Origin of the sequence: Pseudomonas sp. S06B 330, assembly GCF_002845275.2 — a bacterium.
Classification (GTDB): domain Bacteria; phylum Pseudomonadota; class Gammaproteobacteria; order Pseudomonadales; family Pseudomonadaceae; genus Aquipseudomonas.
In genome coordinates, this window is the sequence record NZ_CP088149.1 from 2,308,052 (window position 1) to 2,330,759 (window position 22,708).

General features: G+C 60.4%; 21 protein-coding genes and 1 pseudogene. 10 read left to right on the forward strand and 12 right to left on the reverse strand.

The annotated features are described in order from the left end of the window. Nucleotides 1-38: 38 nt before the first annotated feature. The 5 genes and pseudogenes from CX511_RS10400 to CX511_RS10420 all read right to left on the reverse strand — a co-directional run bounded on the left by CX511_RS10400 (nt 39) and on the right by CX511_RS10420 (nt 5,882). The gene (locus CX511_RS10400; RefSeq protein ID WP_101292579.1) at nt 39-2,021 is read right to left on the reverse strand and encodes an alkyl/aryl-sulfatase; all 1,983 of its coding nucleotides are present in this window, start codon (nt 2,019-2,021) and stop codon (nt 39-41) included. A gap of 104 nt (nt 2,022-2,125) precedes the next feature. Continuing rightward, nucleotides 2,126-3,838 (reverse strand): diguanylate cyclase, encoded by a 1,713-nt coding sequence (locus CX511_RS10405; RefSeq protein WP_158239997.1) that lies wholly within the window; start codon nt 3,836-3,838, stop codon nt 2,126-2,128. A gap of 157 nt (nt 3,839-3,995) precedes the next feature. Continuing rightward, on the reverse strand, nt 3,996-4,271 hold the full coding sequence (locus CX511_RS25410; RefSeq protein WP_045184011.1) for a transporter: 276 nt from the start codon (nt 4,269-4,271) through the stop codon (nt 3,996-3,998). A gap of 55 nt (nt 4,272-4,326) precedes the next feature. Continuing rightward, nucleotides 4,327-4,647 (reverse strand): annotated as a pseudogene (locus CX511_RS25480) (transporter); the annotation flags it as partial. 323 nt (nt 4,648-4,970) lie between these two features. Further along, complete coding sequence (locus tag CX511_RS10420; RefSeq protein ID WP_045184006.1) at nt 4,971-5,882, reverse strand: helix-turn-helix domain-containing protein; 912 nt, start codon at nt 5,880-5,882, stop codon at nt 4,971-4,973. Between the two features lie 183 nt (nt 5,883-6,065). Between CX511_RS10420 and pobA the strand changes: the two genes are divergently transcribed. Further along, nucleotides 6,066-7,253, forward strand: a complete 1,188-nt coding sequence (gene pobA / locus CX511_RS10425) for a 4-hydroxybenzoate 3-monooxygenase (RefSeq protein ID WP_045184004.1) — start codon at nt 6,066-6,068, stop codon at nt 7,251-7,253. A 16-nt stretch (nt 7,254-7,269) separates the two neighbouring features. Next, nucleotides 7,270-7,467 (forward strand): twin-arginine translocase TatA/TatE family subunit, encoded by a 198-nt coding sequence (gene tatA / locus CX511_RS10430; protein ID WP_045184002.1) that lies wholly within the window; start codon nt 7,270-7,272, stop codon nt 7,465-7,467. A 13-nt stretch (nt 7,468-7,480) separates the two neighbouring features. Here tatA and CX511_RS10435 read toward each other — a convergent pair whose 3' ends face one another. Beyond that, the gene (locus tag CX511_RS10435) at nt 7,481-8,152 is read right to left on the reverse strand and encodes an ankyrin repeat domain-containing protein (protein ID WP_045183999.1); all 672 of its coding nucleotides are present in this window, start codon (nt 8,150-8,152) and stop codon (nt 7,481-7,483) included. Between the two features lie 78 nt (nt 8,153-8,230). Between CX511_RS10435 and CX511_RS10440 the strand changes: the two genes are divergently transcribed. Further along, a complete protein-coding gene (locus CX511_RS10440) occupies nt 8,231-9,112 on the forward strand; it encodes a LysR substrate-binding domain-containing protein (RefSeq protein ID WP_045183996.1) in 882 nt (293 codons plus the stop codon). Here the strand turns inward: CX511_RS10440 and CX511_RS10445 are convergent, their stop codons facing one another. The 3 genes from CX511_RS10445 to CX511_RS10455 form a co-directional block, all read right to left on the reverse strand. Next, nucleotides 9,113-9,748, reverse strand: coding sequence for an START domain-containing protein (locus CX511_RS10445; RefSeq protein ID WP_101292575.1), 636 nt, complete (start codon nt 9,746-9,748; stop codon nt 9,113-9,115). A gap of 262 nt (nt 9,749-10,010) precedes the next feature. Beyond that, nucleotides 10,011-10,847, reverse strand: coding sequence for a bifunctional allantoicase/(S)-ureidoglycine aminohydrolase (locus CX511_RS10450; RefSeq protein WP_028944847.1), 837 nt, complete (start codon nt 10,845-10,847; stop codon nt 10,011-10,013). 184 nt (nt 10,848-11,031) lie between these two features. Further along, on the reverse strand, nt 11,032-12,012 hold the full coding sequence (locus CX511_RS10455; protein WP_045183988.1) for an aliphatic sulfonate ABC transporter substrate-binding protein: 981 nt from the start codon (nt 12,010-12,012) through the stop codon (nt 11,032-11,034). Between the two features lie 207 nt (nt 12,013-12,219). Between CX511_RS10455 and CX511_RS10460 the strand changes: the two genes are divergently transcribed. After that, nucleotides 12,220-12,696, forward strand: coding sequence for a hypothetical protein (locus tag CX511_RS10460; protein WP_045183986.1), 477 nt, complete (start codon nt 12,220-12,222; stop codon nt 12,694-12,696). A gap of 161 nt (nt 12,697-12,857) precedes the next feature. Here CX511_RS10460 and CX511_RS10465 read toward each other — a convergent pair whose 3' ends face one another. Then, nucleotides 12,858-13,865 (reverse strand): GlxA family transcriptional regulator, encoded by a 1,008-nt coding sequence (locus tag CX511_RS10465; RefSeq protein ID WP_045183984.1) that lies wholly within the window; start codon nt 13,863-13,865, stop codon nt 12,858-12,860. A gap of 154 nt (nt 13,866-14,019) precedes the next feature. On the opposite strand from CX511_RS10465, the gene CX511_RS10470 reads away from it, so the two are divergent. The 6 genes from CX511_RS10470 to CX511_RS10495 all read left to right on the forward strand — a co-directional run bounded on the left by CX511_RS10470 (nt 14,020) and on the right by CX511_RS10495 (nt 20,272). After that, nucleotides 14,020-14,583 carry a hypothetical protein gene (locus CX511_RS10470; protein ID WP_045183982.1) on the forward strand — a complete coding sequence of 188 codons (564 nt, stop codon included), beginning with the start codon at nt 14,020-14,022 and terminating at the stop codon, nt 14,581-14,583. A gap of 140 nt (nt 14,584-14,723) precedes the next feature. Continuing rightward, nucleotides 14,724-15,449: an IclR family transcriptional regulator gene (locus tag CX511_RS10475; RefSeq protein WP_045183980.1), complete on the forward strand. Its 726-nt coding sequence runs from the start codon at nt 14,724-14,726 to the stop codon at nt 15,447-15,449. Between the two features lie 20 nt (nt 15,450-15,469). Further along, the gene (gene hutG / locus CX511_RS10480) at nt 15,470-16,408 is read left to right on the forward strand and encodes a formimidoylglutamase (protein ID WP_045183978.1); all 939 of its coding nucleotides are present in this window, start codon (nt 15,470-15,472) and stop codon (nt 16,406-16,408) included. Between the two features lie 46 nt (nt 16,409-16,454). Then, nucleotides 16,455-17,663 carry a sodium/glutamate symporter gene (gene gltS, locus CX511_RS10485; protein WP_045183976.1) on the forward strand — a complete coding sequence of 403 codons (1,209 nt, stop codon included), beginning with the start codon at nt 16,455-16,457 and terminating at the stop codon, nt 17,661-17,663. 248 nt (nt 17,664-17,911) lie between these two features. After that, a complete protein-coding gene (locus CX511_RS10490; RefSeq protein WP_101292622.1) occupies nt 17,912-19,009 on the forward strand; it encodes a carboxynorspermidine decarboxylase in 1,098 nt (365 codons plus the stop codon). A 27-nt stretch (nt 19,010-19,036) separates the two neighbouring features. Next, complete coding sequence (locus CX511_RS10495) at nt 19,037-20,272, forward strand: saccharopine dehydrogenase family protein (RefSeq protein ID WP_045183974.1); 1,236 nt, start codon at nt 19,037-19,039, stop codon at nt 20,270-20,272. A 120-nt stretch (nt 20,273-20,392) separates the two neighbouring features. Here the strand turns inward: CX511_RS10495 and CX511_RS10500 are convergent, their stop codons facing one another. Both CX511_RS10500 and CX511_RS10505 read right to left on the reverse strand, forming a co-directional pair. Beyond that, nucleotides 20,393-20,824, reverse strand: a complete 432-nt coding sequence (locus CX511_RS10500; protein WP_045183971.1) for an MAPEG family protein — start codon at nt 20,822-20,824, stop codon at nt 20,393-20,395. 68 nt (nt 20,825-20,892) lie between these two features. Then, complete coding sequence (locus tag CX511_RS10505) at nt 20,893-22,569, reverse strand: MFS transporter (protein WP_045183969.1); 1,677 nt, start codon at nt 22,567-22,569, stop codon at nt 20,893-20,895. Between the last annotated feature and the right edge of the window lie 139 nt (nt 22,570-22,708).

Sequence of the window (22,708 nt, forward strand, 5' to 3'; positions counted from 1 at the left end):
AAAGGACCCTGTGGGAGCCGGTGCAGGTTAACTGCGGTTCACGGGGTAACGATATTGAACTGCGGGCTGAAGGTATCGAGTGCGCCGAGCAATTCGGCGAACTTCTTGCCGTTGCCTTCGATCTTGATCAAGCCTTTTTGCATTGCCGTAGGAAAATCCAGCTGCTTGAGGCTGATCTGCTCCAGGGTCGCCTTGCTCATGGTCAGCCCGGCATCAGCCTTGGGATTCAGGCCTTCTCGGTGGGTGAGTACGCCATTGCGCAAGGTCAGGTTGAACGCCTGGTCCGGCTCGCTGAAACGCCAGTTGAGGTTCATGTCATGGCCCAGCGCTTTGTCGACATCCACGCGCACAGCCATGAAGTCGAAGAACATCTGTGGCGTCAACGCCCGCACCATGTCGGCAGACACCGAACTGCCCGGGTTGCTCGGTATACCACCGCGCAGTTCCATGGCACCGGTCAGGTAGATGTTGCGCCAGTTGGCGTTTTCACTTTGGTAACCCAACTGCTCCAGTGCTTCGGCCTGGGCCGCGCGGGCCTTGGCATTGTCGGGTTCAGCGAACAGCAGTTGGTTGCCCAGCTGCGCAGCCCAACGGTATTGACCCTTGTCCAACGCGGCTTGCACTTTACCCAGCACCGCCTCGCCGCCGCCCATGGCCTCGACGGTCATGCGCGCGCTTTCAACCGGCGGCAGCGGGTTGAGGTTGGCCGGGTTGCCATCGTAGAAACCCATGTAGCGCTGGTACACGGCGCGTGAGTTGTGACTGAGCGAACCGTAGTAGCCCTGGGTGTACCACTTGTTCTGCAGCTCGCCCGGCAGCTTTTCCATGTTCTGGGCGATTTCCATCGGCGTCAGGCCCTGGTTGAGCAGGTGCAGGGTGCGGTCGTTGAGGAAAGCGTACATGTCGCGCTGGTCGGCCAGCAGCGTACGCACGGGCTCCGGGCCCCAGGTTGGCCAGTTGTGCTGGCCAAACAATACTTCGGTCTTGTCGCCATAACGATTCAGGCTGGCGTCCAGGTAGTGCGACCAGGCCTTGGCATCGCGCACCTGGGCACCGCGCGGGGTGAGAATGTTGTGCATGGTTTGCGAGGCGTTTTCGGCGATACCCAGGGCCTTGAACTTGGGCAGGTAAAGGTTCATTTCCGATGGCGCCTCAGTGCCAGGGGTGAGCTGGAATTCGACATCGATACCGGCAATACGACGGGTTTCATAAGGCTGGCTGATCAGGTCGGTCGGTGGGATCAGGGTGATGGTGCCGCTGATGGCCACCGCCTTGCCGATGGCCGCGTCGACTTGCCCTTGCTCACCACGCGGCAGGTACAGGCCGAACTGATACTGGGCACGGCGGCTCATGGCATTGCCGGCGTAGACGTTCTCGCTCATGACGTGTTCCATGAACCCGGACGGTGCTAGCACCTGGACCTTGCCGGCCTTGACGTCGGCCTCGTCGATCACGCCGCGGACACCACCGAAATGGTCGGTATGGGTGTGGCTGTAGATCACCGCTACCACCGGCTTGTGCGGCCGATTCTGGTAGTACAGGTCGAGCGCCGCACGGGCGGTTTCGGCGGCGGTCAGCGGGTCGATGATGATCAGCCCGTCGTCGCCCTCGATGATGGTCATGTTGGCCAGGTCCATGCCGCGTACCTGATACAGGCCAGGCACCACCTCGAACAATCCGGCATGGTTGTTGAGCTGGGCCAGGCGCCACAGGCTCGGGTTGACGGTGGCGGGGCTGTCCTTCTTGTTCAGAAAGTCATAGCTGGCCAGGTTCCACACCGGCTTGCCGGCGGCGTCGAGCACCTGGCCTTTGAACGGCGCGATCAGCCCACGGGTGACGGCGGCGTAGTCGGCATCGTTGCTGAATGGACGTTGCTGGAGCACTGCAGCATTGCTGCTGCGGGTCTGGGCACTGGCCGCTGAGGCGGTGCTCGCCGGTTCGGCATACAGGTTCTGGCTCAGGCAGGCGAGGGCGATCAGGCTTGCCAGACGAGCCCGTGGATGCAGGGTGGGAAGGCGCATGGTGTCTCCGTTTTATTGTCGTTATGGCACACCCGGCCGAGCTTAAGGCTCGGGTTTGCCGCGTCAGCAAGCCGCGGACGACAAAAAACATGCAACCGACCCATTCAGTCGTGATTGACCACTTGGTTGCGACCACTTTTCTTCGCGGCATACAGGCGCCGGTCGGCGGTCGCCACCAGGTCTTCCAGCTCCTCGCAGCCATCAACACGCAATTCCGCCACACCGATCGATACCGTCAGGCGGATTTCCAGCGACGGTGCGCCGGCCAGCAGGGTCCCGGCGTCGGGTACGCACACCGACTTCGCAGTGGCCGCGCGCACCTGTTCAGCCATGTGCAGGGCGTCAGCAAGTGACGTGTCGGGCATCAGCACGCAGAACTCTTCACCGCCATAGCGCACCACCAGGTCCTGGGGCCTGACCAGGGCCCGGCACAGGGTGGCCAGGTGTTTGATAACCTCGTCGCCAGCGCTGTGCCCCCAGTTGTCGTTGATGCTTTTGAAATGGTCAATGTCGAGCATCCACAGGGCCAGTGGTTGATCTTCGCGCAGGCGCTGGAGCAAGCCGCCGAAGTCGGACTGCAGGCGCCGCCGGTTAGCCAGTTGGGTGAGGCCGTCGACCAAGCCCATCTCGCGCAATTGTCGGTTCAGGCGCAGCTGACCTTTGAATAGCCGGTCGACGATGTACAGGGTGAGAAACATCAGCAGCCCCAGCAATGCCCAGACGCCGAGAAACAGGAAGTCGATCTGCGCATTGACCGCCGCGCGCAGGTCGCTGGCGCTGATGTAATTGGTCAGGATCAGGTCGATCCCTTGTAACTCGCGAAACTGCAGGTAGCCCTGCTCGAGATTCAGCGTGCCGTGGTCACGCTGGAACAACATCGGCACTGACAAGCGTTTGCGCGCAGTTGGCAGGGTGTTCAGCCAGTTGCCCTGGAACGGCTTGAAGGACTGGTCACTGGAGGCGACCAGACTGCCGTCTTCGTCTATCAGGGTATGCAGCTCATCGCTTTCGGTAGTCTGGTACAGGTAATTCTGCAGTTTGGTCTGTGGCACGTCGTAAATCACCGCACCACGCATGACGGCATTGAGGTACACCGGGGTGCTGAGCAGCAAGTGCGGCATGCTGCCCAGGTTACTGCCGGGCAGCGGAAAGAAGACGATGTCGAGGTCTTCGATATTGGCACGGTTGAGCTGCATCAACGGCGAACTGGCAAGCTTGCGCAGGATTGGCTCCAGTTGCGCATCACGCACCGCCGGGTAGGCGATGACGATACCGGAAGTGGTCAGGAACAGGATGCGCGACAGGTTGGTTTCACCCTGAAACTGCGCCGGCAACACCTGGCTCATGGCCCGAGACAGGTGCAGATCTTCCACCAGTTGCTGCGGCTCGCGACTCAGGCCTGGGATACTCGCAACCAACGCGTCGCCAAGTGCCCGAACGGGGGCATCGGACTTGGGCACCGGCAGCCCCCAGAGCGGTTGCTGGCTGTTGCGCATGGCGGCGGCGATGGCGTCATTTTGGCGCATCGAGGGCTGGCTATGGCCTTCGATCAGCACCCGCTCGGCAAGATGGCGCAGAAACTGCAGTTGGCTCTTGCCGCTGAAAATCAGCGTCTCGATCGCCAGCGCCTGTAACTGCAGGTTGTGCTCGCGGACCTCCAGTTCGTGCTGTTGCAGTTGATAATACTGGCGCCCGGCGAGCACCAGGGTAATGGCGAAGGCAGCGAGAAAACACAACACCACGGTGCGCCGTGGGCGGGCGCAGGCAAAGGGTAGTAACAGGCGCGATGGCGCCGCGGACGGGGGCTGTTGCGGCATCGAGCATACCCACTGCGAAGAAAGCTGTGAGTATAGATCCAAGTCACTACCCCACATTAATCGGTGCTTGCGATCCGTGACCGCTGCCGCCATTCAGGCGCATCGCGGTGACTGATTGGCGACTGCTTCGCAGCCGATCGCAGCCTGGCGGCAGCGGCTACTTGCCTAGGTAGAAGTGTATAGCCAGACGCTGCACCCAGCGGCCGTAGGGCGGGTAAAACAACTGGGTGGGGAACCAACGCTGGCGCTTGAGCACCGCCTTGCCATGCGACAAGGTGCGAAAGCCTTCCTGGCCATGGTAGGAGCCCATGCCCGAGTTTTCGAAGTTGTAGTCGTGCATCAGGCGAATGTCGGCATTCAGGCCGTTGGGGTCCAGGTAGGTCATCGCCAGCACCGCCTGCACGGTGTAGTAGTACTCGCTGGCGGTGGGCATCGCCGAGGCCGCGCTTGTGGTCGTGAGGCCCGCCTTTGACATTCAGGCGCATGTCGTTGAGGGGCAGCAAGGCATGAAAGCCCAGGTCGCCACCGAATACTTTCTGCTCGGTGACCCAGACAAAGCGTGGGGCCAGGGTGGTGACGCGCAGGTCGATATCGGCGGCCTTGGCGCCGCTGTTGTCGCGCAGGCTGTCAGCCAGGTAGTTGCCGGCGAACAACTGGCCGTAGGTGCCCGCCGGCGGCAAGATGCCCATGCCGTAAAGTTCGATGCCCATGGGCCAGGAGGAGATGCCGCCTTCGGTGGCGTGGGCGTGCAAGGCAGAAGTGGCCAGCAGCAGGCCGGCAGTCAGGTGCTGCGAGGTGCGTTTGAACATGAGAGGGTTAACCTTATTGTTATGAGTGATGCGTCGCGACGCTCACTCGGTCCCTCTCAACTACCGTGCCAGGTTTGTTTTTGTGTTTATTTTCTTGTTTATCAATAAGTTAGTTTTTATTGCCTGATTGAATTGCCGAAGGCTTCGTTGGAATCTGTTAAGACTTTTCAGCAGGGTGCGTAATTTGCTGTAGCCGCTGCCGAGGAACGAGGCTGCGATCGACTGCAGCGCAGTCGCAACTCGGCCATCTCAGTGGGCCTGACGAATCGCAGTCGTCAGGTTTTGCGGTCGTTTCACGACCGATCGCAGCCTCCCGGCAGCGGCTACACGAAGCCCGTCAAGTTAGCGGCACCTGCAGGGTTCGCCCCGGCCTGACGAAACGCATTGGGCGTCTGCCCGCACAGCCGGCGGAAAAACCGCGAGAAATAGGTCGGGTCGCTGAACCCCAGGCCGTCGGACAGCTGGCTAATGCTCATGTTGGTGTAAATCAGGTTGCGCTTGGCTTCGAGCAGCAAGCGCTGGTGAATGATCTGCAGCGCGGTCTGTTCGGCGAGCTCGCGGCAGAGGATGTTCAGGTGCACGCTGGAGACCCCGAGGCGATGCGCAAATTGCTCAACCGACAGGTGTTCACGGTAGTGTTGCTCCACCAGTTTGATGTAGCGTCCCAGCAGTTGCTGATTGCGCTCGTCGCGGTTGCCCGGTGCCGGCTTCTGCTGGCTGTGGCGGCTGATCCACACCATCAGGCTGGTGACCAGAGAATGCAGCAACAAATCACGCGCCGGTGCGCTGCCTTCGTACTCCTGGTGCAGCACCCGGATCAAGGTGTGAAGTGCGCTGCGATCACGCCCCAGGTGATAGCAGCCCACCGATGCCAGGACCGTCAGCGGCGCGTGTAATTGCGCTTCCAGTTGCGCCACCAACGGCGCGCCGAGCGTCAGTACGTAGCCATCGATGTCTTCAGAAAACTGAAAGCCGTGCACGGTCATGGGCGGGATGACCTGGATCGCCGCATCGCGCACTTCGCTGCGCTTGCCTTCAATCTCGATCAGCGCCCGGCCGCGGCGCACATACAGCAATTGAAACAGGTCAGCATGGCGGTGCGCCTTGATCTCCCAGTGGTGCAGGCTGCTGCGCTTGGGGATGGACTCGCAGTGCAACAGGTCAGGCGTCGGCCAGGCCTGATTCTCGCCGTACAGCTTGAACACCGGAATGCGGGGGAGGTTGGATCTTGTCATTGTGGACAACCTGCCGGAGGTAATGCGTTCGATAATCGAACGAAATATGTAAAAGTGCAATTTACTGGAGGAATATCACCTTTTTTTACAGTTTTTGTCAGCAAAAATGCAGGGGTACACAACAACAATATTTTCCGGGTACTGCCGTTGAACTGCCTGGAACCCTGATGCGAGACAAAAATAATGAAAACTCAGGTAGCCATTATTGGCGCTGGTCCCTCCGGACTGTTACTTGGTCAGCTGTTGCACAACGCCGGTATCGACACCGTGATCGTCGAACGTCAGACCCCCGAATATGTACTCGGCCGCATCCGTGCCGGTGTGCTTGAACAAGGCACCGTCGACTTGCTGCGTGAAGCCGGTGTGTCCGAACGTATGGACGCTGAAGGCCTGGTGCACGATGGCGTCGAGCTGCTGGTGGGTGGCAAGCGCATCCGCGTTGATCTTAAAACCCTGACCGGTGGCAAGACGGTCATGGTGTACGGTCAGACCGAAGTAACCCGCGACCTGATGCAAGCCCGCGAAGCCTGCGGTGCGACGATCATTTATTCGGCCGACAACGTTCAGCCCCACGAGATGAAGGGGCAGCAGCCCTACATCACCTACCAGAAAGACGGCCAGACCCATCGCATCGACTGCGACTACATCGCTGGCTGCGATGGCTTCCATGGTGTGGCGCGCAAGAGTATTCCCGAGTCAGTGCTCAAGCATTACGAGCGCGTCTACCCCTTCGGCTGGCTGGGCCTGTTGTCCGACACACCACCGGTCAACCACGAATTGATCTACGCCCACCATGATCGCGGTTTCGTGTTATGCAGCCAGCGCTCGCTGACCCGCAGTCGTTACTACCTGCAGGTGCCGCTGACCGACCACGTCGATGACTGGTCTGATGAGCGCTTCTGGAATGAACTCAAGGCCCGTCTGCCCGAAGAGGTTGGCGCGCGCCTGGTCACCGGGCCGTCGCTGGAAAAAAGTATCGCGCCACTGCGCAGCTACGTGGTTGAGCCGATGCAGTACGGCAAACTGTTCCTGCTCGGCGACGCTGCGCACATCGTGCCACCCACGGGTGCCAAGGGCCTGAACCTGGCCGCCTCGGATGTGTGCTACCTGTACCGGATCTTACTCAAGGTCTACCGCGAAGGGCGCACCGACCTGCTCGAGAAGTACTCAGAAATAGCCCTGCGCCGGGTGTGGAAGGGCGAGCGTTTCAGCTGGTTCATGACCAACCTGCTGCATGACTTTGGCGAACACCAGGATGCCTGGGATCACAAGATGCAGCAGGCTGACCGTGAGTACTTTCTTACCTCTCACGCCGGGCTGGTCAACATCGCCGAGAACTACGTCGGCTTGCCGTTCGAAGACATCGAGTAAGCGAGGAGGGTGATTCATGGGCGTGTTCGACTGGAAACACTGGGTGGTGCTGCTGGTTGTGGTGGTCCTGGTGTTTGGCAGCAAGCGGCTCAAGACCCTGGGCAGCGACCTGGGGGAGTCGATCAAGGGCTTTCGGCGCTCGGTCAACGCCGATGAAGAGGTCAAGCCCGCAGTGGCTGTGGAGCGTCAACCGAGTACCCTGGACAAGGCTTGAGGCCCCCGGGGGCCTAGCGGCTGGCCGTCTCCAATATCTTCACCATCGCCGTATAGCCTCGCTCTCGGGCATGGGCTAGCGGCGTTACCCCGTCCTTGTCGGCAATGTTCACATCCGCGCCGGCGTTCACCAGCAACTCGACAATTTCGACGTGGCGCGGTCCGCCGTCGCTGAGGACAATGGCTTCCATCAATGCGGTCCAGTGCAGGCGATTGAGGTGGTTTACGTCGACCCCGGCGTCAATCAAGGTGCGCACGGTGTCGACATGCCCGCGCTCGGCTGCCGGAATCAATGCGGTACCGCCATACCGGTTGGTGCTCTTGAGATCGGCGCCGTGGGCCAGAGTCAGGCGCAGGATCTGGTTGAAACCACGTGCGCCGGCATACAGGTAAGGGCTGTCGTCGATGTTGTCCTTGGCATTGACGTCAGCCCCGGCTTCGATCAGCACCCGCGCGGCGTCTAACTGATTACGATGGGTGGCCAGCAGCAGTGGGGTGCGGCCGAGCTTGTCACGGGCCTCGCGGTTGGCACCTTGGTCGAGCAAGCTCCGTACGCGCTCGGCGTTACCGTTGTCAGCAGCCTCGCGCAGTTGGCTTTCCAGCACGCCGCCTTCGGCGCTGGCGGTGATTGAGGTCATCATGGCCAATAGGAAGGCGAGAAAGACGTTCAAGTGTTCCAGGCGCATCCGCTTGTCTCCGTGTGTTGTCCTGTGAGTGGGCGCATGATAGAAATCGTGCTTCCCATTTAGAAGTTAAATATTCACATGGATATCAGTGTAAAACCGAATAGGTCCTTGTTCGATCTGGACCTGCTTCGGGCCATCGTCGTGGTGGCTGACTGTGGCAGCTTTACCACCGCGGCGGCGCGCCTGCATTCCACCCAGTCAACGGTGAGCCAGAAGGTGCGACGCCTGGAAGACATGGTTGGCCATCGCCTTTTGGTGCGCGGCAATCGTGATGTGCTGCCTACCGATGCCGGTCAGACCCTGCTCGGTTACGCCCGGCACATGCTGGCCCTCAATGACCAGATGCTCGAAGCGCTGGCGGGCGCCACCGTTGGTGTGACGGTGCGCCTGGGGGTGCCGGAAGATTTCGTCGGCGGCCGCACCACCAATGCATTGTCAGCGTTCAATCGCAAATACCAGCAGGTCAAGCTGGAAGTCACCAGCGGCTTGTGCCGCGACCTGAGCCAGAGCTATGACAACGGTGAACTGGATCTGGTGCTGCTCAAGCAGCGGCGCAACAGCCGCGAAGGGGTCGCCTGCTGGCCGGAAGAGCTGCAGTGGATCGACAGCGCCAGCACGCCGTCGATTGATCTGGACCCGATCCCGTTGGTGACCTTTCCTCCGCGGGGCCTTTACCGTGATGACATGATCAACGCCATCGAAGGCATGGGGCGGCGCTGGCGCATCAGCTTTACCAGTTCGAGCCTGAGCGGTATTCAAGCGGCGGTGGCCGATGGCATGGGCATCAGCTTGCTGCCGCCGCGTGCGGCGACCCGCGACCATGCGGTGTTGGGCGAGGACAATGGCCTGCCGGTAATCGACAGCTACGAGATTGTCATTGTTCATCGACCGACGGCCGACCCGATGGTCAAGGAGTTGGCCGGGGTATTGGCCAGTTTGCTTGAGGCCCATGAGGTCTAGTTATTCGTCGGGTGTCTCGGGCGGGGAGTGCAATCCTTGGCGCTCGGCCACTGCACGCAGGGTGCGCAGTGACACCATCGGGGCATCGATGACGAACTGGTTGGCCAACCACGACGGAATGTCACCGGCAGGTTCGGCCTCCAGTTGGTAGGTCACTTCGGTCAGGCGTTCACCTTTGGGCACCAGGCTCCACAGACCACTGAGCTCAGTGACGCGAATCAGCCCTGGCGCTGTTTCCAGTTTACTCGCGTCAGCGCTGAGGTGACGGATCAGGGCACCCTCGTCGGTGCGTTCGGTCTTCACCCTGATGACCATGTCGCGCGGGCTGGCGGGCCAGGGCAGGTCGGTGGTGAGGTAGACCCAGGTGCTGTCGCCCTCGACACCTACCAGGCGCATTGACGCGCAGCCATACAGCCATTTGCAGGCCACCCGCAGGTTTTCCAGCAAATCGTTCAAGGTGCTGACACTGGCCTTGATCAGCGCCACGCCGCGAAAGCGCTGGTACGTTGAGTGGGCGGATTCATCCAGGTACACCTGTATGCCATCTTCGTCCTTGGCTAACTGCCAGGTGTCGGCGTGGGCGCCGTTACCCAGCAGCAGGACCAGCAGCGCAGTGCACAGGGGTCTGGGATTCATGTCGGCTCCACCGCGGGGCTGGTCGAGAAAAGCATAGGTCAGGTGTGGGTTTGTGGGAGCTGGTCTTGCCAGCGATGCAGACTCTGCGCACTAACTGACACCCGGTCGATGCCATCGCCGGCAAGACCGGCTCCCACAGTGGATAAGCTCACGCTCCAAGCACCTCAGCAACAAGGCCAAGACCATCGTCCCCCGTCAATCTGTGAAGCACCAAAAAAAAGCCCGCCAGTAACGGCGGGCTTTTCGTGCATCGAGCCTGGGCTTAACGCTGAGGGTTCAGCACCAGATTCATATGACGGTTTACATCCTTGTACAGCAGGTAGCGGAACGGACCTGGGCCGCCGGAGTAGCATGCTTGCGGGCAGAACGCGCGCAGCCACATGAAGTCACCGGCTTCAACCTCGACCCAGTCCTGGTTCAAGCGGTACACCGCTTTACCTTCCAGCACATACAGGCCGTGTTCCATCACATGGGTTTCAGCAAACGGAATCACACCGCCTGGCTGGAAGGTCACGATATTGACGTGCATGTCGTGGCGCATGTCGGCCATGTCGACGAAGCGGGTGGTGACCCAGGCGCCGTCGGTGCCTGGCATCGGGATCGGCTCGATGTCTTTTTCGTTGGTGACGAACGCTTCCGGCAGGGCCAGGCCTTCAACGACCTGATAGTGCTTGCGGATCCAGTGGAAGGTGACGTTCTTGCCGCTGGTGTTACGCAGGCTCCAGTCAGCTGCCGGCGGAATGAAGGCGTAGCCGCCTTCCTTGAGGGTGTAGGGCTTGCCCTGCAGGGTGATGTCGACTTCGCCTTCCACCACGAACAACACCGCTTCGGCGTTCTTGTCCAGTTCAGGACGCTCGCTACCACCTTCTGGGGCCAGCTCGACGATGTACTGCGAGAAGGTTTCCGAGAAACCGGTCAGCGGACGGGCGATGACCCACATGCGCATCTTGTCCCAGAACGGCAGGTGGCTGGTGACGATGTCACGCATCACGCCCTTGGGGATCACGGCATAAGCTTCGGTAAACATGGCACGGTCTGTCAGCAGCTCGGTCTGAGCCGGGTGCCCACCGTGAGGGGCGTAGTAAGAAGATTTCGACATGGACAGTCTCGACTTGTTGTTGTGTCCCCGTGCCTGGCAGCGCCGGCCGGCGCTGCGTGGGGAGGCATTGACACGATATAGACAAGGCCGTGCTATCCACAAATTAAATGTTGAAATACCCGGTATTCGATTACTGAATGCCGGGCAGGGCTAGCCCGTGGCTCGGCATTCGCGCTCAAACGGGTCAGGGCAACACCGACACCGGGTACACCGCATCAGCCACTCGTAGCGGCTTGGGAATCAGGCCCAGGCCCTGGAAGGTGTCGGCCAGTTTTTGTTGCTCGGCGGTGATGGTGCTGTCGATCGGCACGGCGTTGTAGTTGCGCCGTTCGCTGGCCACTTGCAGCACATCGGCGCCAATGCCCAGTTGCGGGGCGAGCAGGGCGGCGACTTCATCGGGTTTGTGGTTGGCCCAGTCACTGACCTTGGCCAGCTCGCTGAAGAAGGTCTTGAGCAGCGCCCGGTTGTGGTCAGCAAAGCTGGCCGATGACAGGTAAAAGGTACGGTTGTTGGACAGCCCGCTGCCGTCACGCAGGTTTTTCAGGCCCGGCTGTTTTTCTGCCGCTGCCAGGAACGGGTCCCACAGGGTCACGGCCTGCACGCTGCCCGACTGCAACGCGGCCACCGCGTCGGCGGCGTTGTTGACGTAGGCCGGGGTGATGTCTTTGTAGCTCAGGCCGGCATCCTCCAAGGCGACGGCCAACAGGTATTGAGCGTTCCAGCCACGACCGGTGGCCACACGTTGGCCTTTGAGCGCCTGGATGTTGGCGATGTTGTCCTGCTTCCGTACGACCAGACCAATACCCCGAGGGTAGGGTTGTTCGGCCGCGAGATAAACCACGGGTTTGCCGGCCGCCTGGGCAAACACCGACGGCGCATCGGCCGCATGGCCCAGGTCAATGGCGCCGGTGCTCAAGGCTTCGAGCAGTTGCGGGCCCGCAGCAAATTCGTACCAGCTGACGGTCACCCCTTGGGGGGCCAGGGCTTTTTCCAGCGCGCCGCTGCCTTTGAGGATGTTGATGCTGTTGAATTTCTGGTAGCCGATACGCAAGGTTTTGGCAGGCTCGGCAGCGGCGCTCTGGCCAGGGAGCAAGAGTGCAGCGAACACGGCGAGCAAGCTGCCGGTCAACAGGCGACGCAGCGGGGAAAGAGGCTGTTGCGGCATGGGCGGACTCCAGAGGTGCAAGGGTAGGTGGTGTCCAAAAATATAAAGAGCCGCCATGAGCGCTTCAATTTGTTTATTCCGTTTTGTTAGATTGTTTTGTTATTTTTATATCCTTTTGTTTGTTCTGTGTTTTGCCTGCCTGAGGGGTGATCGTCAGGGCAAAACCATGAATACTGCGACCACACTCCCTACCTGCCGAGGTCCCTTGTGAAGTATCTAATTGCCCTGCTCCTGAGTCTGTCCCCGCTGTTGGCCCAGGCCGTTGAAGTCGGTGAGCGTCTAGCGCCGTGGACCCTGCTTGACCAGCATGATCAGGCCTACAGCCTCAACGACCAGACCCGCACTTTGCTGGTGGCGCGCAACATGGACGGTGCCAAGCTGGTCAAGGCGGCGCTGGCCGATCGTCCCAAGGGCTACCTCGAAGCGCGCAATGCGGTGTTCGTTGCCGATATCCAGCGTATGCCGGCGCTGATCAGCAAGCTGTTTGCGGTTCCGGCGATGCGTGATTACAGCTACCGGGTCATGCTCGACCGCGACGGCAAGGTCGTGGCGCGCTATCCGGGGGCTGAGGACAAGGTACTGTGGCTGCAACTGGAGCAGGGCCGTGTGGTGGCGCAGAACGAATACGCCAGTGCCGAGGCGCTGCGTGAGGCGTTGGAAGCGCTAGCGCACACTGGCCAATAGGGTGCTCGCTTTTGTGGGAGCAGGCCTTGGGCAACAGCGGGTTTACGCGCTGACCCTATCGCCGGCAAGGCCGGCTCCCACAGTAAGTATGTGCTTGCCATGGGCGCTGGATGTTTATTCAGCCACGACGATGGGCACATGCCAGGTCGCCTTTAGCTGTCTCACTCGCCCAAGCGCTGCTCGCGTGAAGGCGGGTAGCCGAAGTAGGCGCTGTAGCACTTGCTGAAGTGCGAAACCGAGACAAAGCCACAGGCAATCGCCACGTCCATCAGTGGCAGGTCGGCGTATTGCAGCAGGCGCCGGCTCTTGGTAATGCGTAGCTCCATGTAATAGCGGCTGGGGGAGGTGCCCAGTTGCGCCTGGAACAAGCGGTCGATCTGGCGTCGCGAACGACCGCTGTAGGTGGCCAGTTGATCCAGGCTCAGCGTTTCTTCCAGGTTGTTTTCCATCAATTCGACGATGGTGCGCAACGGTGCGCTCATCGATTTTTTCGAGCTGCTGTCGACCCGGCGAAAACGCGCACCGGAGAACGCCAGGATCTCCTCGACCCCAGCCGCCAGCGCTTCGCCCTGATGTAACTTCAGCAGTGCCAGCATCATTTCCAGTGCGCCATTGGGGCTGGCCGCCGTCAAACGGTCGCGATCGACAACATAGCTTGCCGGGGTAATTGTGCTCTGCCCACTGCGCTCGGCCAGGCTTGCCCGTTGCTCGGGGTGAATGGTGCAGCGGTAATCGCTAAGCACCCCGGCACGACCGAGAAAGTACGCGCCGTTCCACAAGCCGCCGAGGGCCAGGCCATGGTTGGCAGCCTCGGCCAGCAACCGGTCCAGCTCCGGGTACTTGAGCGGCGTGCGCAAGCCGCCGCACACTACCAGCATGTCGTACTGGTTCAGGGCGGTTCGCTCCAGACCTGCCGCAAAGATCTCCAACCCCAAGTCGCTCATCACCCGATCACTGCCCAATGACAGAGGCGTGATCCTGAACAGGTTGTTCTGCAGCAAGTTGGCGGTAACCAGTACATCCATGGCCACGGTGAAGCTGGCCATGGAGAAGTTCTCCAGCAGCACAAAACCGACCCTATAGGCAGGGGTGGAAGCCGTTTGCGGATGGTTTAAGTTCAGCATGTTGGTTGTGCTGGATTTACGGCTGAACTGACGTGGGGTGGGCAATGTGTGCTCCGCAGGGCAAGGGGTTTACCTGGCGAGTGTACCCAGAAGTTTATTGCCAGTGGTGAACACCGATTGAGAGCGTCTGCATAGCAAAAGTACCCGCCTGCCTGTAGGGTGCCTAGTTGGCCACTGACCCATACCGCAGAGTCGTGACATGCCCTCATCCCATCTTGACCCGCTGCGCCGGGTGATCGAACAGCTTCCGGTCGCGCCAGCGCCTGAGCCGTGGCAACTGAAGACGCGATTGACCATCGCCGGCCTGCTGGAAGTCGGCTTTGAGCGCGACGGCGAACTGATGCTGGTTGCCTCCAGCTCGGGGCGCAGTGTGATCGATTGTCAAACAGGGGCAAAAGTCGCCCGCGACCGCACCGATAACCTGGGCAGCGACCGCCATCTGGAAACCCGCGGCATTGGCCCATTGCACGATCAGGTGGTTCGCATGGCCGGGATCAATGGCGGCGGCCTGCCGCTGGCTACCGCTGATGGCTGGATGATCGAAGACATCATCTTGGCCTGGCCCGAACAGCATCTGTTGCTGGTTGAACCGGGTTCGTGGCTGCACGGCGCGCGCTACAACCGACCGGCCCTGTTCCACAAGCTCGGAGTAGAGCTGGAGGTGAGGGCGTTCGGCTTCTCCTACACCGGCTTGAGCCTGGTGATTGCGACTGCAGCAGAGGTGGTGGTGTTCGGACGCTGCGCTAAATCCGTTGCTGCCTGACCCTTGAGCCCTGCCTGAGGCACCTTTGATCTGCCCGTTACATGCCCCTCGTCGCTTTTAATAGCGATATTTCCCACTTAGTGGGAATCCTGTTTCACCCTTTGGGAAAACCCTGTGCACCATGTTCGCAAGGAGCACACATGAACTACACCACGCCCACTGATCGCTTGTTGCAGATTCTCGTCGCCTTAGGCCAAGCCGATGAAGCGCTGTCGGCCAAGGAGCTGAGCCTTCAATTGGCACAGCCTTTGAGCAGCACTTACCGGCATTTGAAAACCCTGCTGCGTTGGGGGTTGGCCGAAGACAATGGTCATGGCCGCTACCTGCCGGGACCGGCTTGCCTGCAGCTGGCAAACAAGTTCGACCGCGAAGCGCTGCTGGTGTCGCAAGCCTTGCCGGAGCTTAAACGCCTGGCTGAACTGAGCCGTGAAAGCGTCGCGCTGATGGTGCCGAGCAATGGCCAGGCGATTTGTATCGAGCTGATCGACAGCCCGCAGCCACTGCGTTGCTGCTATCAGAAGGGCTTGGCCCAGCCGCTGTTGGTCGGTGCCTCGGCGCGGGTACTGCTGGCCCACATGGCGCCTGAACGCAGTGAGGCGATCCTTCACGAGCAAGGCGTGGACGCCGAAGGCATCGTGGTTTATCAGCAAAGCTTCATCCCCATTCGCGCTCAGGGCTACGCCGTCAGCCTGGGCGAAATTGATGACGGCATCTGGGGCGTCAGCGCCCCGGTGCTCGACAGCCGCAACCGCCTGCACGGCGCTATCAGCCTGATGGCCCCGGCCTTTCGCGCACAGCAGAACAGCGAGCGTCTGACCCGCTGGACCCGTGAGGTCGCCCTGCGCGTAGGTGCGCGGCTGGATTGAATCTACCTGGAGTACCCCGCATGACCGCACATCTCACCATGGCCCTGTGGCAAGGCCGTATCGACGCTGGCGAAGGCGCGTCGGCGCTGCGCTGGCACCAATGGGTGCAGCCCTTTAGCCGTGAGCAAACACCTGGCACCGCCCTGGTGGGCCTGGCCTGCGACGAAGGCGTCAGCCGTAACCAGGGCCGCACGGGCGCCCGTCAAGGCCCTTCAGCGCTGCGCAAGGCACTGGCCAACCTGGCCTGGCGCGGCGAGCGTGGGCTCTACGACAGCGGTGACATCGAATGTGTCGGCAGCGACCTGGAAGGTGCGCAACAGGCTTACGCCAAACAGGTCAGCCAATTGCTCGACCAGGGCCACTTGCCCTTGGGCCTGGGCGGCGGCCATGAAATTGCCTATGCCAGCTTCCTCGGGCTGGCCGAACACCTGCGCCAGCACGAGCCGTGCCCACGTATCGGCATTCTCAATTTCGATGCCCATTTTGACCTGCGCCACGCCGCACAAAGCAGCTCCGGCACGCCGTTTCGGCAGATCGCCGAATACTGCCAAGCAGCCGGCATGGCCTTTGACTACTGCTGCCTGGGCGTGAGCGAGCTGAACAACACCCAGGCCCTGTTCGAGCAGGCCCAGCGCCTGAACGTGCGCTATCGCCTTGACCGGCAGATGCAGCCATGGAATGTCCCGGCCATCGAAGACTATGTCGAGGCATTTCTGAGTGGCATCGATCACCTCTACATGACCGTGTGCCTGGATGTGCTGCCCGCCAGCCAGGCCCCCGGTGTGAGTGCGCCATCGGCCCATGGCGTCGACCTGATGGTGGTCGAGCACCTGGTCCGCCAGGCCAAGGCCAGCGGCAAGTTGCGCATGGCTGACATCGCCGAACTCAACCCCGGACTTGATCAGGACCAGCGCACCGCGCGTATTGGCGCCAGGCTACTGGCCAGCCTGGTTGACTGAGCCCTTGACCCCATAAATCCAAGTATAAAAACAAGAGTGTTAACCCATGCTGACTCTGCAACTCGATGCATTGACCACCGTCGCCCTGGCGCTTGTGCTGCTGGCGATGGGCGCGCAACTGAAAAAGCACAGTTACTGGCTGCGCCAGCTTTGTGTACCGGCTCCTGTGATCGGCGGCTTTGGCTTTGCCTTGGTGGTATGGCTGCTGCGTAACCAGCAATGGCTGGACATCAAGCTCGACACCGCCATGCAAACCCCGTTGATGGTGGTGTTCTTCACCACGGTTGGCCTGGGCGGCAGCCTTGGCTTGCTGCGTCAGGGTGGCAAGATCCTCTTCGTCTACCTGGGCGCCTGTTGGGGCCTGGCCTTGCTGCAGAACCTGGTGGGTGTCGGCATGGCTAAAGCGCTGGGCATTGACCCGTTATTGGGGATCATGGCCGGAGCGGTGTCACTCGAAGGTGGCTTTGGTGCGGCGGCGGCGTTCGGACCGATTGCCGAAAGCCTGGGTACCAGCGGTGCCACGACGGCGGCGCTGGCGTCGGCAACCTTCGGCATGGTCGCTGGCGGCTTGCTCGGCAGCCCGGTAGCCCGCTACCTGATCGACCGCAAAAAACTCGCGGTCAAGGCCGACCGGGTTGACACCCTGCAAGCGCTGGAAAAGGCCAACGAAGCCCCGAGCGTGCCCTTGGACGCGGCGGTGCTGCTGCGGCTGTTGACCTGCATCCTGGTGATCATGGTGCTGGGCTTCTGGATGGGTAACGCCCTGAACGAACACCTGGGTATCGTGCTACCGGTGTACGTCGGTGCGATGTTCGTCGCCATCATTCTGCGCAACTTCAATGACCGTGCGCGTGTGATCGAACTGCCCGACAATGCTGTCAGCACCGTGGGCGATATCAGCCTGGGGATGTTCCTGACCATGGCCATGATGAGCCTGAAGTTCTGGGAGCTGGAGCACCTGGGCCTGCCGTTGTTGGTCATCCTGGTGGTGCAGGTGGTGATCATGGTATTGCTGTGCATCTTCGTGCTGTTCCGCCTGTTCGGCGGCAATTACGATGCCGCCGTGCTCTGCGCCGGCTACATGGGCCACGGCTTGGGCGCTACGCCCAATGCGGTGGCGAACATGGGCGCCATTTGTGACCACTACAAAGTGTTTTCCTACAAGGCTTTCATCATCGTGCCGCTGTGTGGTGCGGTGCTGATCGATATCGTCGCCTTGCCGTTGATTACCTGGTTTATCAACGCATTTAGCTGACGTTGTAGGGACAGTTATCCTGCTGGTTTTTTTGTGAGAGCCGGCCTTGCCGGCGATGAAATCGGCGCAGTGTCAGCGATTGCGCGGTGTCTGCATCGCTGGCAAGGCCAGCTCTCACAGAAATGTGGGGGTTTTGCTGGCAAACTGACCATTGACTGAGGGAAAAGCGCTTTTCGCTCTTTCGACTTGGGGCAAGGGAGGGCACAATGCGTGTCCTTTTTTTGGCCGGCCTTGCCGGGGGCCTCGAAATGATCAAAACGCCGTACTACCTCATCGACAAAACCAAGCTGCTGCGCAACATGGAGAAGATCGCCTACGTGCGTGAAAACTCCGGCGCCAAGGCCCTGCTGGCACTCAAGTGCTTCGCCACCTGGTCGGTGTTCGACCTGATGCAGCAGTACATGGACGGCACCACCTCGTCGTCGCTCTACGAGCTCAAGTTGGGTCGCCAGAAGTTCGCCGGCGAGACCCACGCCTACAGCGTGGCCTGGGCCGACGATGAAATCGAGGAAATGCTCGATAACTGCGACAAGATCATCTTCAACTCCATCGGCCAGCTGCAACGCTTTGCTGACGCCTCCGACGGCAAGGTCCGTGGCCTGCGCGTCAACCCGCAAGTGAGCAGCTCCGACTACCTGCTGGCCGATCCGGCGCGCCCGTTCAGCCGCCTGGGCGAGTGGGATCCGGTCAAAGTCGAAGCGGTGATCGAGCAGATCTCCGGCTTCATGTTCCACAACAACTGCGAGAACGGCGACTTCGGCCTGTTCGACCAGATGCTGTGCACCATCGAAGACCGCTTCGGTCACCTGCTGCACAAGGTCGAGTGGGTGAGCCTGGGCGGCGGTATCCACTTCACTGGTGAAGGCTATGCACTGGACGCGTTCTGCGCACGCCTGAAGGCGTTCTCCGAGAAGTACGGCGTGCAGGTCTACCTGGAGCCAGGCGAAGCGGCGATCACCCAGAGCGCCTCGCTGGAAGTCACCGTGCTCGACACCCTCTACAACGGCAAGCACCTGGCCGTGGTCGACAGCTCCATCGAAGCGCACATGCTCGACCTGCTGATCTACCGCCTCAACGCCAAGCTGGCGCCGAGCACCGGCGACCACACCTACATGGTCTGCGGCAAATCCTGCCTGGCTGGCGACATTTTCGGCGAATACTCATTTGATCGTCCGCTGGCCATCGGCGATCGGCTGTCGTTTGTTGACGCAGCGGGTTACACCATGGTCAAGAAAAACTGGTTCAACGGCCTGAAAATGCCGTCCATCGTAGTGAAACAACTCGACGGTACTGTCGAGGTGGTTCGCGAGTTTGGTTTCGAAGACTACTTGTCCAGCCTGTCGTAAGCTGGCAGTAAAGGAGAGAAAGAGAAATTGAAGAAGAACGTTCTTATCATTGGTGCAGGAGGTGTCGCCAAGGTGGTGGCCCACAAGTGCGCGCAGCACAACGACGAACTCGGTCGTATTGCTATCGCGTCGCGCAACATCTCCAAATGCCAGGCCATCATCGACAGCGTCAAGGCCAAGGGCAGCCTCAAGCAGCCCGCTGAAATCAAGGCTTTTGCGCTGAACGCTCTGGACGTCGAAGCGACCAAGGCGCTGATCCGCGAAACCGAATCGCAAATCGTCATCAACGTCGGTTCCGCGTTCCTCAACATGTCGGTGCTGCGTGCCTGCATCGATACCGGCGTGGCCTATCTGGACACCGCCATTCACGAAGAACCGGGCAAAATCTGCGAAACACCGCCCTGGTACGGCAACTACGAGTGGAAACACCTCGAGGAATGCCAGCAGAAGAACATTACCGCCATTCTAGGCGTAGGCTTCGACCCAGGTGTGGTCAACGCTTATGCGGCGCTGGCGCAACAACAGTATTTCGACCGCATTGATTCGATCGACATTCTCGATGTCAATGCCGGCTCACATGGCAAATACTTTGCCACCAATTTTGACCCGGAAATCAACTTCCGCGAATTCACCGGACAGGTGTGGAGCTGGCAGAACAGCCAGTGGACCAGCAACACCATGTTCGAGGTCAAGCGTACCGACGACCTGCCCGTGGTAGGTTCGCAGAACCTGTACCTGACCGGCCACGATGAAGTGCACTCGCTGTCGAAGAACCTCGACGTGCCGAACGTGCGTTTCTGGATGAGTTTCGGTGAGCACTACATCAACGTCTTCACCGTGCTCAAAAACCTTGGCCTGCTCTCCGAGCAGCCGGTCAAGACCGCTGAAGGCCTGGAAGTGGTGCCGCTCAAAGTGGTTAAGGCCGTGCTGCCTGACCCCTCGTCGCTGGCACCGGGTTACACCGGTAAAACCTGCATTGGTGACCTGGTCAAAGGTACCAAGGATGGCCAGCCACGTGAGGTCTTCATCTATAACGTGGCGGATCATGAAGAGGCTTACGCCGAAACCGACAGCCAGGGCATTTCCTACACCGCCGGCGTGCCACCTGTGGCTGCGGCCTTGCTGGTTGCCCGTGGTCAGTGGGATGTGCAGCGCATGGCCAACGTCGAGGAGCTCCCGGCTGAGCCGTTCCTCAAGGCGCTGGACGAGATGGGCCTGCCGACCCGCATCAAAGACGAGAACGGCGACCGTCCCTGGAACTGATTGAACTAAGGTTCTCAGGCTGTCACAGAGCGGGATTGACGCATCGGCGTCAATCCCGCTTTTGGTTTTACTGGCCCGTCACACGGTGCACGTGTTGACCCCGGGCAACAGTCAGCCTTCTTACAAATGGCGCACGGCACCCATCACCACGATGCCGGCCAAGCCCAAGAGGCAGATGATCCCAACGACATAGGCGATCGTGCGCCACGGCTGCCAGCGCGCCAGATAGGCCACCGTATGCACCAGGCGTGCGGCGGTGAACACGACCATCAAGCCGGCGCTGAGCTGCCCCGGCGGGTAATAAAGCTGGCACAGCGCGCCGAGGAAAAAAAACACCGGAATGTTCTGAAGGTCATTGGTCCAGGCTTGAGCTGCGCGGCTGACCTGCGGTAACTCCTGTGGGCTTGCTGGGCGACCGACAAACGCGGCGTCTTCGGCATTCTTGAAGGTCTGGCGGCTGATGCGATAGAAGCCCTGATAGCAGGAGATGGCCAGCATCTTCAAAAACAGTACGACAACACACAAAGAAAAGATGGCCATTAAGTCTGGCATATTCATTCCATTGAAAGCGGGGGGGCGTGATCATCGCCCAACCCGCTGTGCTACGTACAGTCTCAGTTTCAGGTGTGACTGATGTCGCGATCCTTGGTTTCTGGCAGGAACAGGATGCCCAGGATCGCCGTCATCACTGCGATGACGATCGGGTACCACAGCCCGTAGTAGATATCGCCAGTGGCCGCGACCATGGCAAAGGCCACCGTTGGCAGGAAACCGCCGAACCAGCCGTTGCCGATGTGGTAGGGCAGCGACATCGAGGTGTAGCGAATACGCGCCGGGAACAGCTCCACGAGCCAGGCGGCAATCGGTCCGTAGACCATGGTCACGTAGATCACCAGAATGGTCAGCAGGAGCAACACCATCGGGTAGTTGGTCTTGTTCGGATCAGCCTTCTCCGGATAACCCGCGTCCTTGAGGGCACCGCCGAGGGTGGCGACGAAGGCATCGTTCTGGGCCTTGAAGTCGGCAGCCGGCATGCCGGTGCCCTCGAAGCTCTGCAGCACTTTGTCACCGATGCGAATCTGCGCTACCGCACCTGGCACGGCCTTCTCGTTCTGGTAAGGAATGGCGCGTTTGGCCAACACGCTCTTGGCCAGGTCACAGGAACTGGTGAATTTGGCCTTGCCTACCGGGTCGAATTGGAACGAGCACTGGCTGGGGTCGGCGACTACCGTGACCGGGTTTTTCTCCTGGGCGATGAATACGTCGGGATTACCGTACTGCGTCAAGGCATGGAAGATCGGGAAGTAGGTCAACGCCGCGATGATGCAGCCGGCCATGATGATGCCCTTGCGACCGATACGGTCGGAAAGGCTGCCGAACAGAATGAAGAACGGCGTACCGATCAGCAAGGAACCGGCAATCAGCAGGTTGGCGGTTTGCGGGTCGATCTTCAGCGTCTGCAACAGGAAGAACAGCGCGTAGAACTGTCCGGTGTACCACACCACGGCCTGACCGGCCGTGCCGCCCAGCAGGGCCATGATCACCACCTTTAGGTTGTCCCAACGGGCGAAGGATTCGGTCAGCGGCGCCTTGGACGCCTTGCCTTCGGCCTTCATTTTCTGAAATACCGGCGACTCGCTCAATTGCAGGCGGATGTACACCGAGACGATCAGCAACAGAATCGACAGCAGGAACGGAATCCGCCAACCCCAGGCCTCGAAGGCTTCGGTGCCGAGGATCGTGCGGCAGGCGAGGATCACCAGCAGCGACAGAAACAAGCCCAGGGTCGCGGTGGTCTGAATCCATGAGGTGAAGTACCCGCGTTTGCCTTTCGGGGCATGCTCGGCCACATAGGTTGCCGCACCACCGTATTCGCCACCCAAGGCCAGGCCTTGTAGCAGGCGCAGGGTAATCAGGATGATCGGTGCGGCCACGCCGATGGTGGCGTAACCGGGTAGAAAGCCAACCACGGCAGTGGAGACCCCCATGATCACAATGGTGATCAGGAAGGTGTACTTGCGCCCGATCATATCGCCCAGGCGCCCGAACACAATGGCGCCGAACGGCCGCACGGCAAAGCCTGCGGCAAAGGCGAGGAGGGCGAAGATGAATGAGGTTGTCTCGTTGACCCCGGCGAAAAAGTGCTTGGCGATGATCGCCGCCAGGGAGCCGTAGAGGTAGAAATCGTACCACTCGAAAACAGTACCCAAGGACGAGGCGAAGATGACCTTGCGCTCCTCCTTGGTGATTCCGCGTTTGGGTGTGGTGCCGGTGGAGGTGTTGTCGATTGCTGCCATGAGTGTTCTCCGTCTTGTTCTTATAGGCCGGAGTAGCCACTGTCGTTACCGCACCCTGGCCCTGGGGGTGGCGGTTGCGCATTGGTGCAAGACTTCTTGAAGCATAATCACCTTTTTCTGGATATCCACTTGGACCCTG

Excerpts from the sequence above, each read along its gene's own strand:
- CX511_RS10445 (WP_101292575.1), bottom strand. The coding sequence starts at position 9,748 with ATGAATCCCAGACCCCTGTGCACTGCGCTGCTGGTCCTGCTGCTGGGT.
- CX511_RS10450 (WP_028944847.1), bottom strand. The coding sequence starts at position 10,847 with ATGTCGAAATCTTCTTACTACGCCCCTCACGGTGGGCACCCGGCTCAG.
- CX511_RS10440 (WP_045183996.1), top strand. The coding sequence starts at position 8,231 with ATGGATATCAGTGTAAAACCGAATAGGTCCTTGTTCGATCTGGACCTG.
- CX511_RS10470 (WP_045183982.1), top strand. The coding sequence starts at position 14,020 with ATGCCCTCATCCCATCTTGACCCGCTGCGCCGGGTGATCGAACAGCTT.
- CX511_RS10490 (WP_101292622.1), top strand. The coding sequence starts at position 17,912 with ATGATCAAAACGCCGTACTACCTCATCGACAAAACCAAGCTGCTGCGC.
- CX511_RS10500 (WP_045183971.1), bottom strand. The coding sequence starts at position 20,824 with ATGCCAGACTTAATGGCCATCTTTTCTTTGTGTGTTGTCGTACTGTTT.
- CX511_RS10475 (WP_045183980.1), top strand. The coding sequence starts at position 14,724 with ATGAACTACACCACGCCCACTGATCGCTTGTTGCAGATTCTCGTCGCC.
- CX511_RS10505 (WP_045183969.1), bottom strand. The coding sequence starts at position 22,569 with ATGGCAGCAATCGACAACACCTCCACCGGCACCACACCCAAACGCGGA.
- CX511_RS10405 (WP_158239997.1), bottom strand. The coding sequence starts at position 3,838 with ATGCCGCAACAGCCCCCGTCCGCGGCGCCATCGCGCCTGTTACTACCC.
- gltS (WP_045183976.1), top strand. The coding sequence starts at position 16,455 with ATGCTGACTCTGCAACTCGATGCATTGACCACCGTCGCCCTGGCGCTT.
- CX511_RS25410 (WP_045184011.1), bottom strand. The coding sequence starts at position 4,271 with ATGCCCACCGCCAGCGAGTACTACTACACCGTGCAGGCGGTGCTGGCG.
- CX511_RS10400 (WP_101292579.1), bottom strand. The coding sequence starts at position 2,021 with ATGCGCCTTCCCACCCTGCATCCACGGGCTCGTCTGGCAAGCCTGATC.
- CX511_RS10435 (WP_045183999.1), bottom strand. The coding sequence starts at position 8,152 with ATGCGCCTGGAACACTTGAACGTCTTTCTCGCCTTCCTATTGGCCATG.
- tatA (WP_045184002.1), top strand. The coding sequence starts at position 7,270 with ATGGGCGTGTTCGACTGGAAACACTGGGTGGTGCTGCTGGTTGTGGTG.
- CX511_RS10420 (WP_045184006.1), bottom strand. The coding sequence starts at position 5,882 with ATGACAAGATCCAACCTCCCCCGCATTCCGGTGTTCAAGCTGTACGGC.
- hutG (WP_045183978.1), top strand. The coding sequence starts at position 15,470 with ATGACCGCACATCTCACCATGGCCCTGTGGCAAGGCCGTATCGACGCT.
- CX511_RS10455 (WP_045183988.1), bottom strand. The coding sequence starts at position 12,012 with ATGCCGCAACAGCCTCTTTCCCCGCTGCGTCGCCTGTTGACCGGCAGC.
- pobA (WP_045184004.1), top strand. The coding sequence starts at position 6,066 with ATGAAAACTCAGGTAGCCATTATTGGCGCTGGTCCCTCCGGACTGTTA.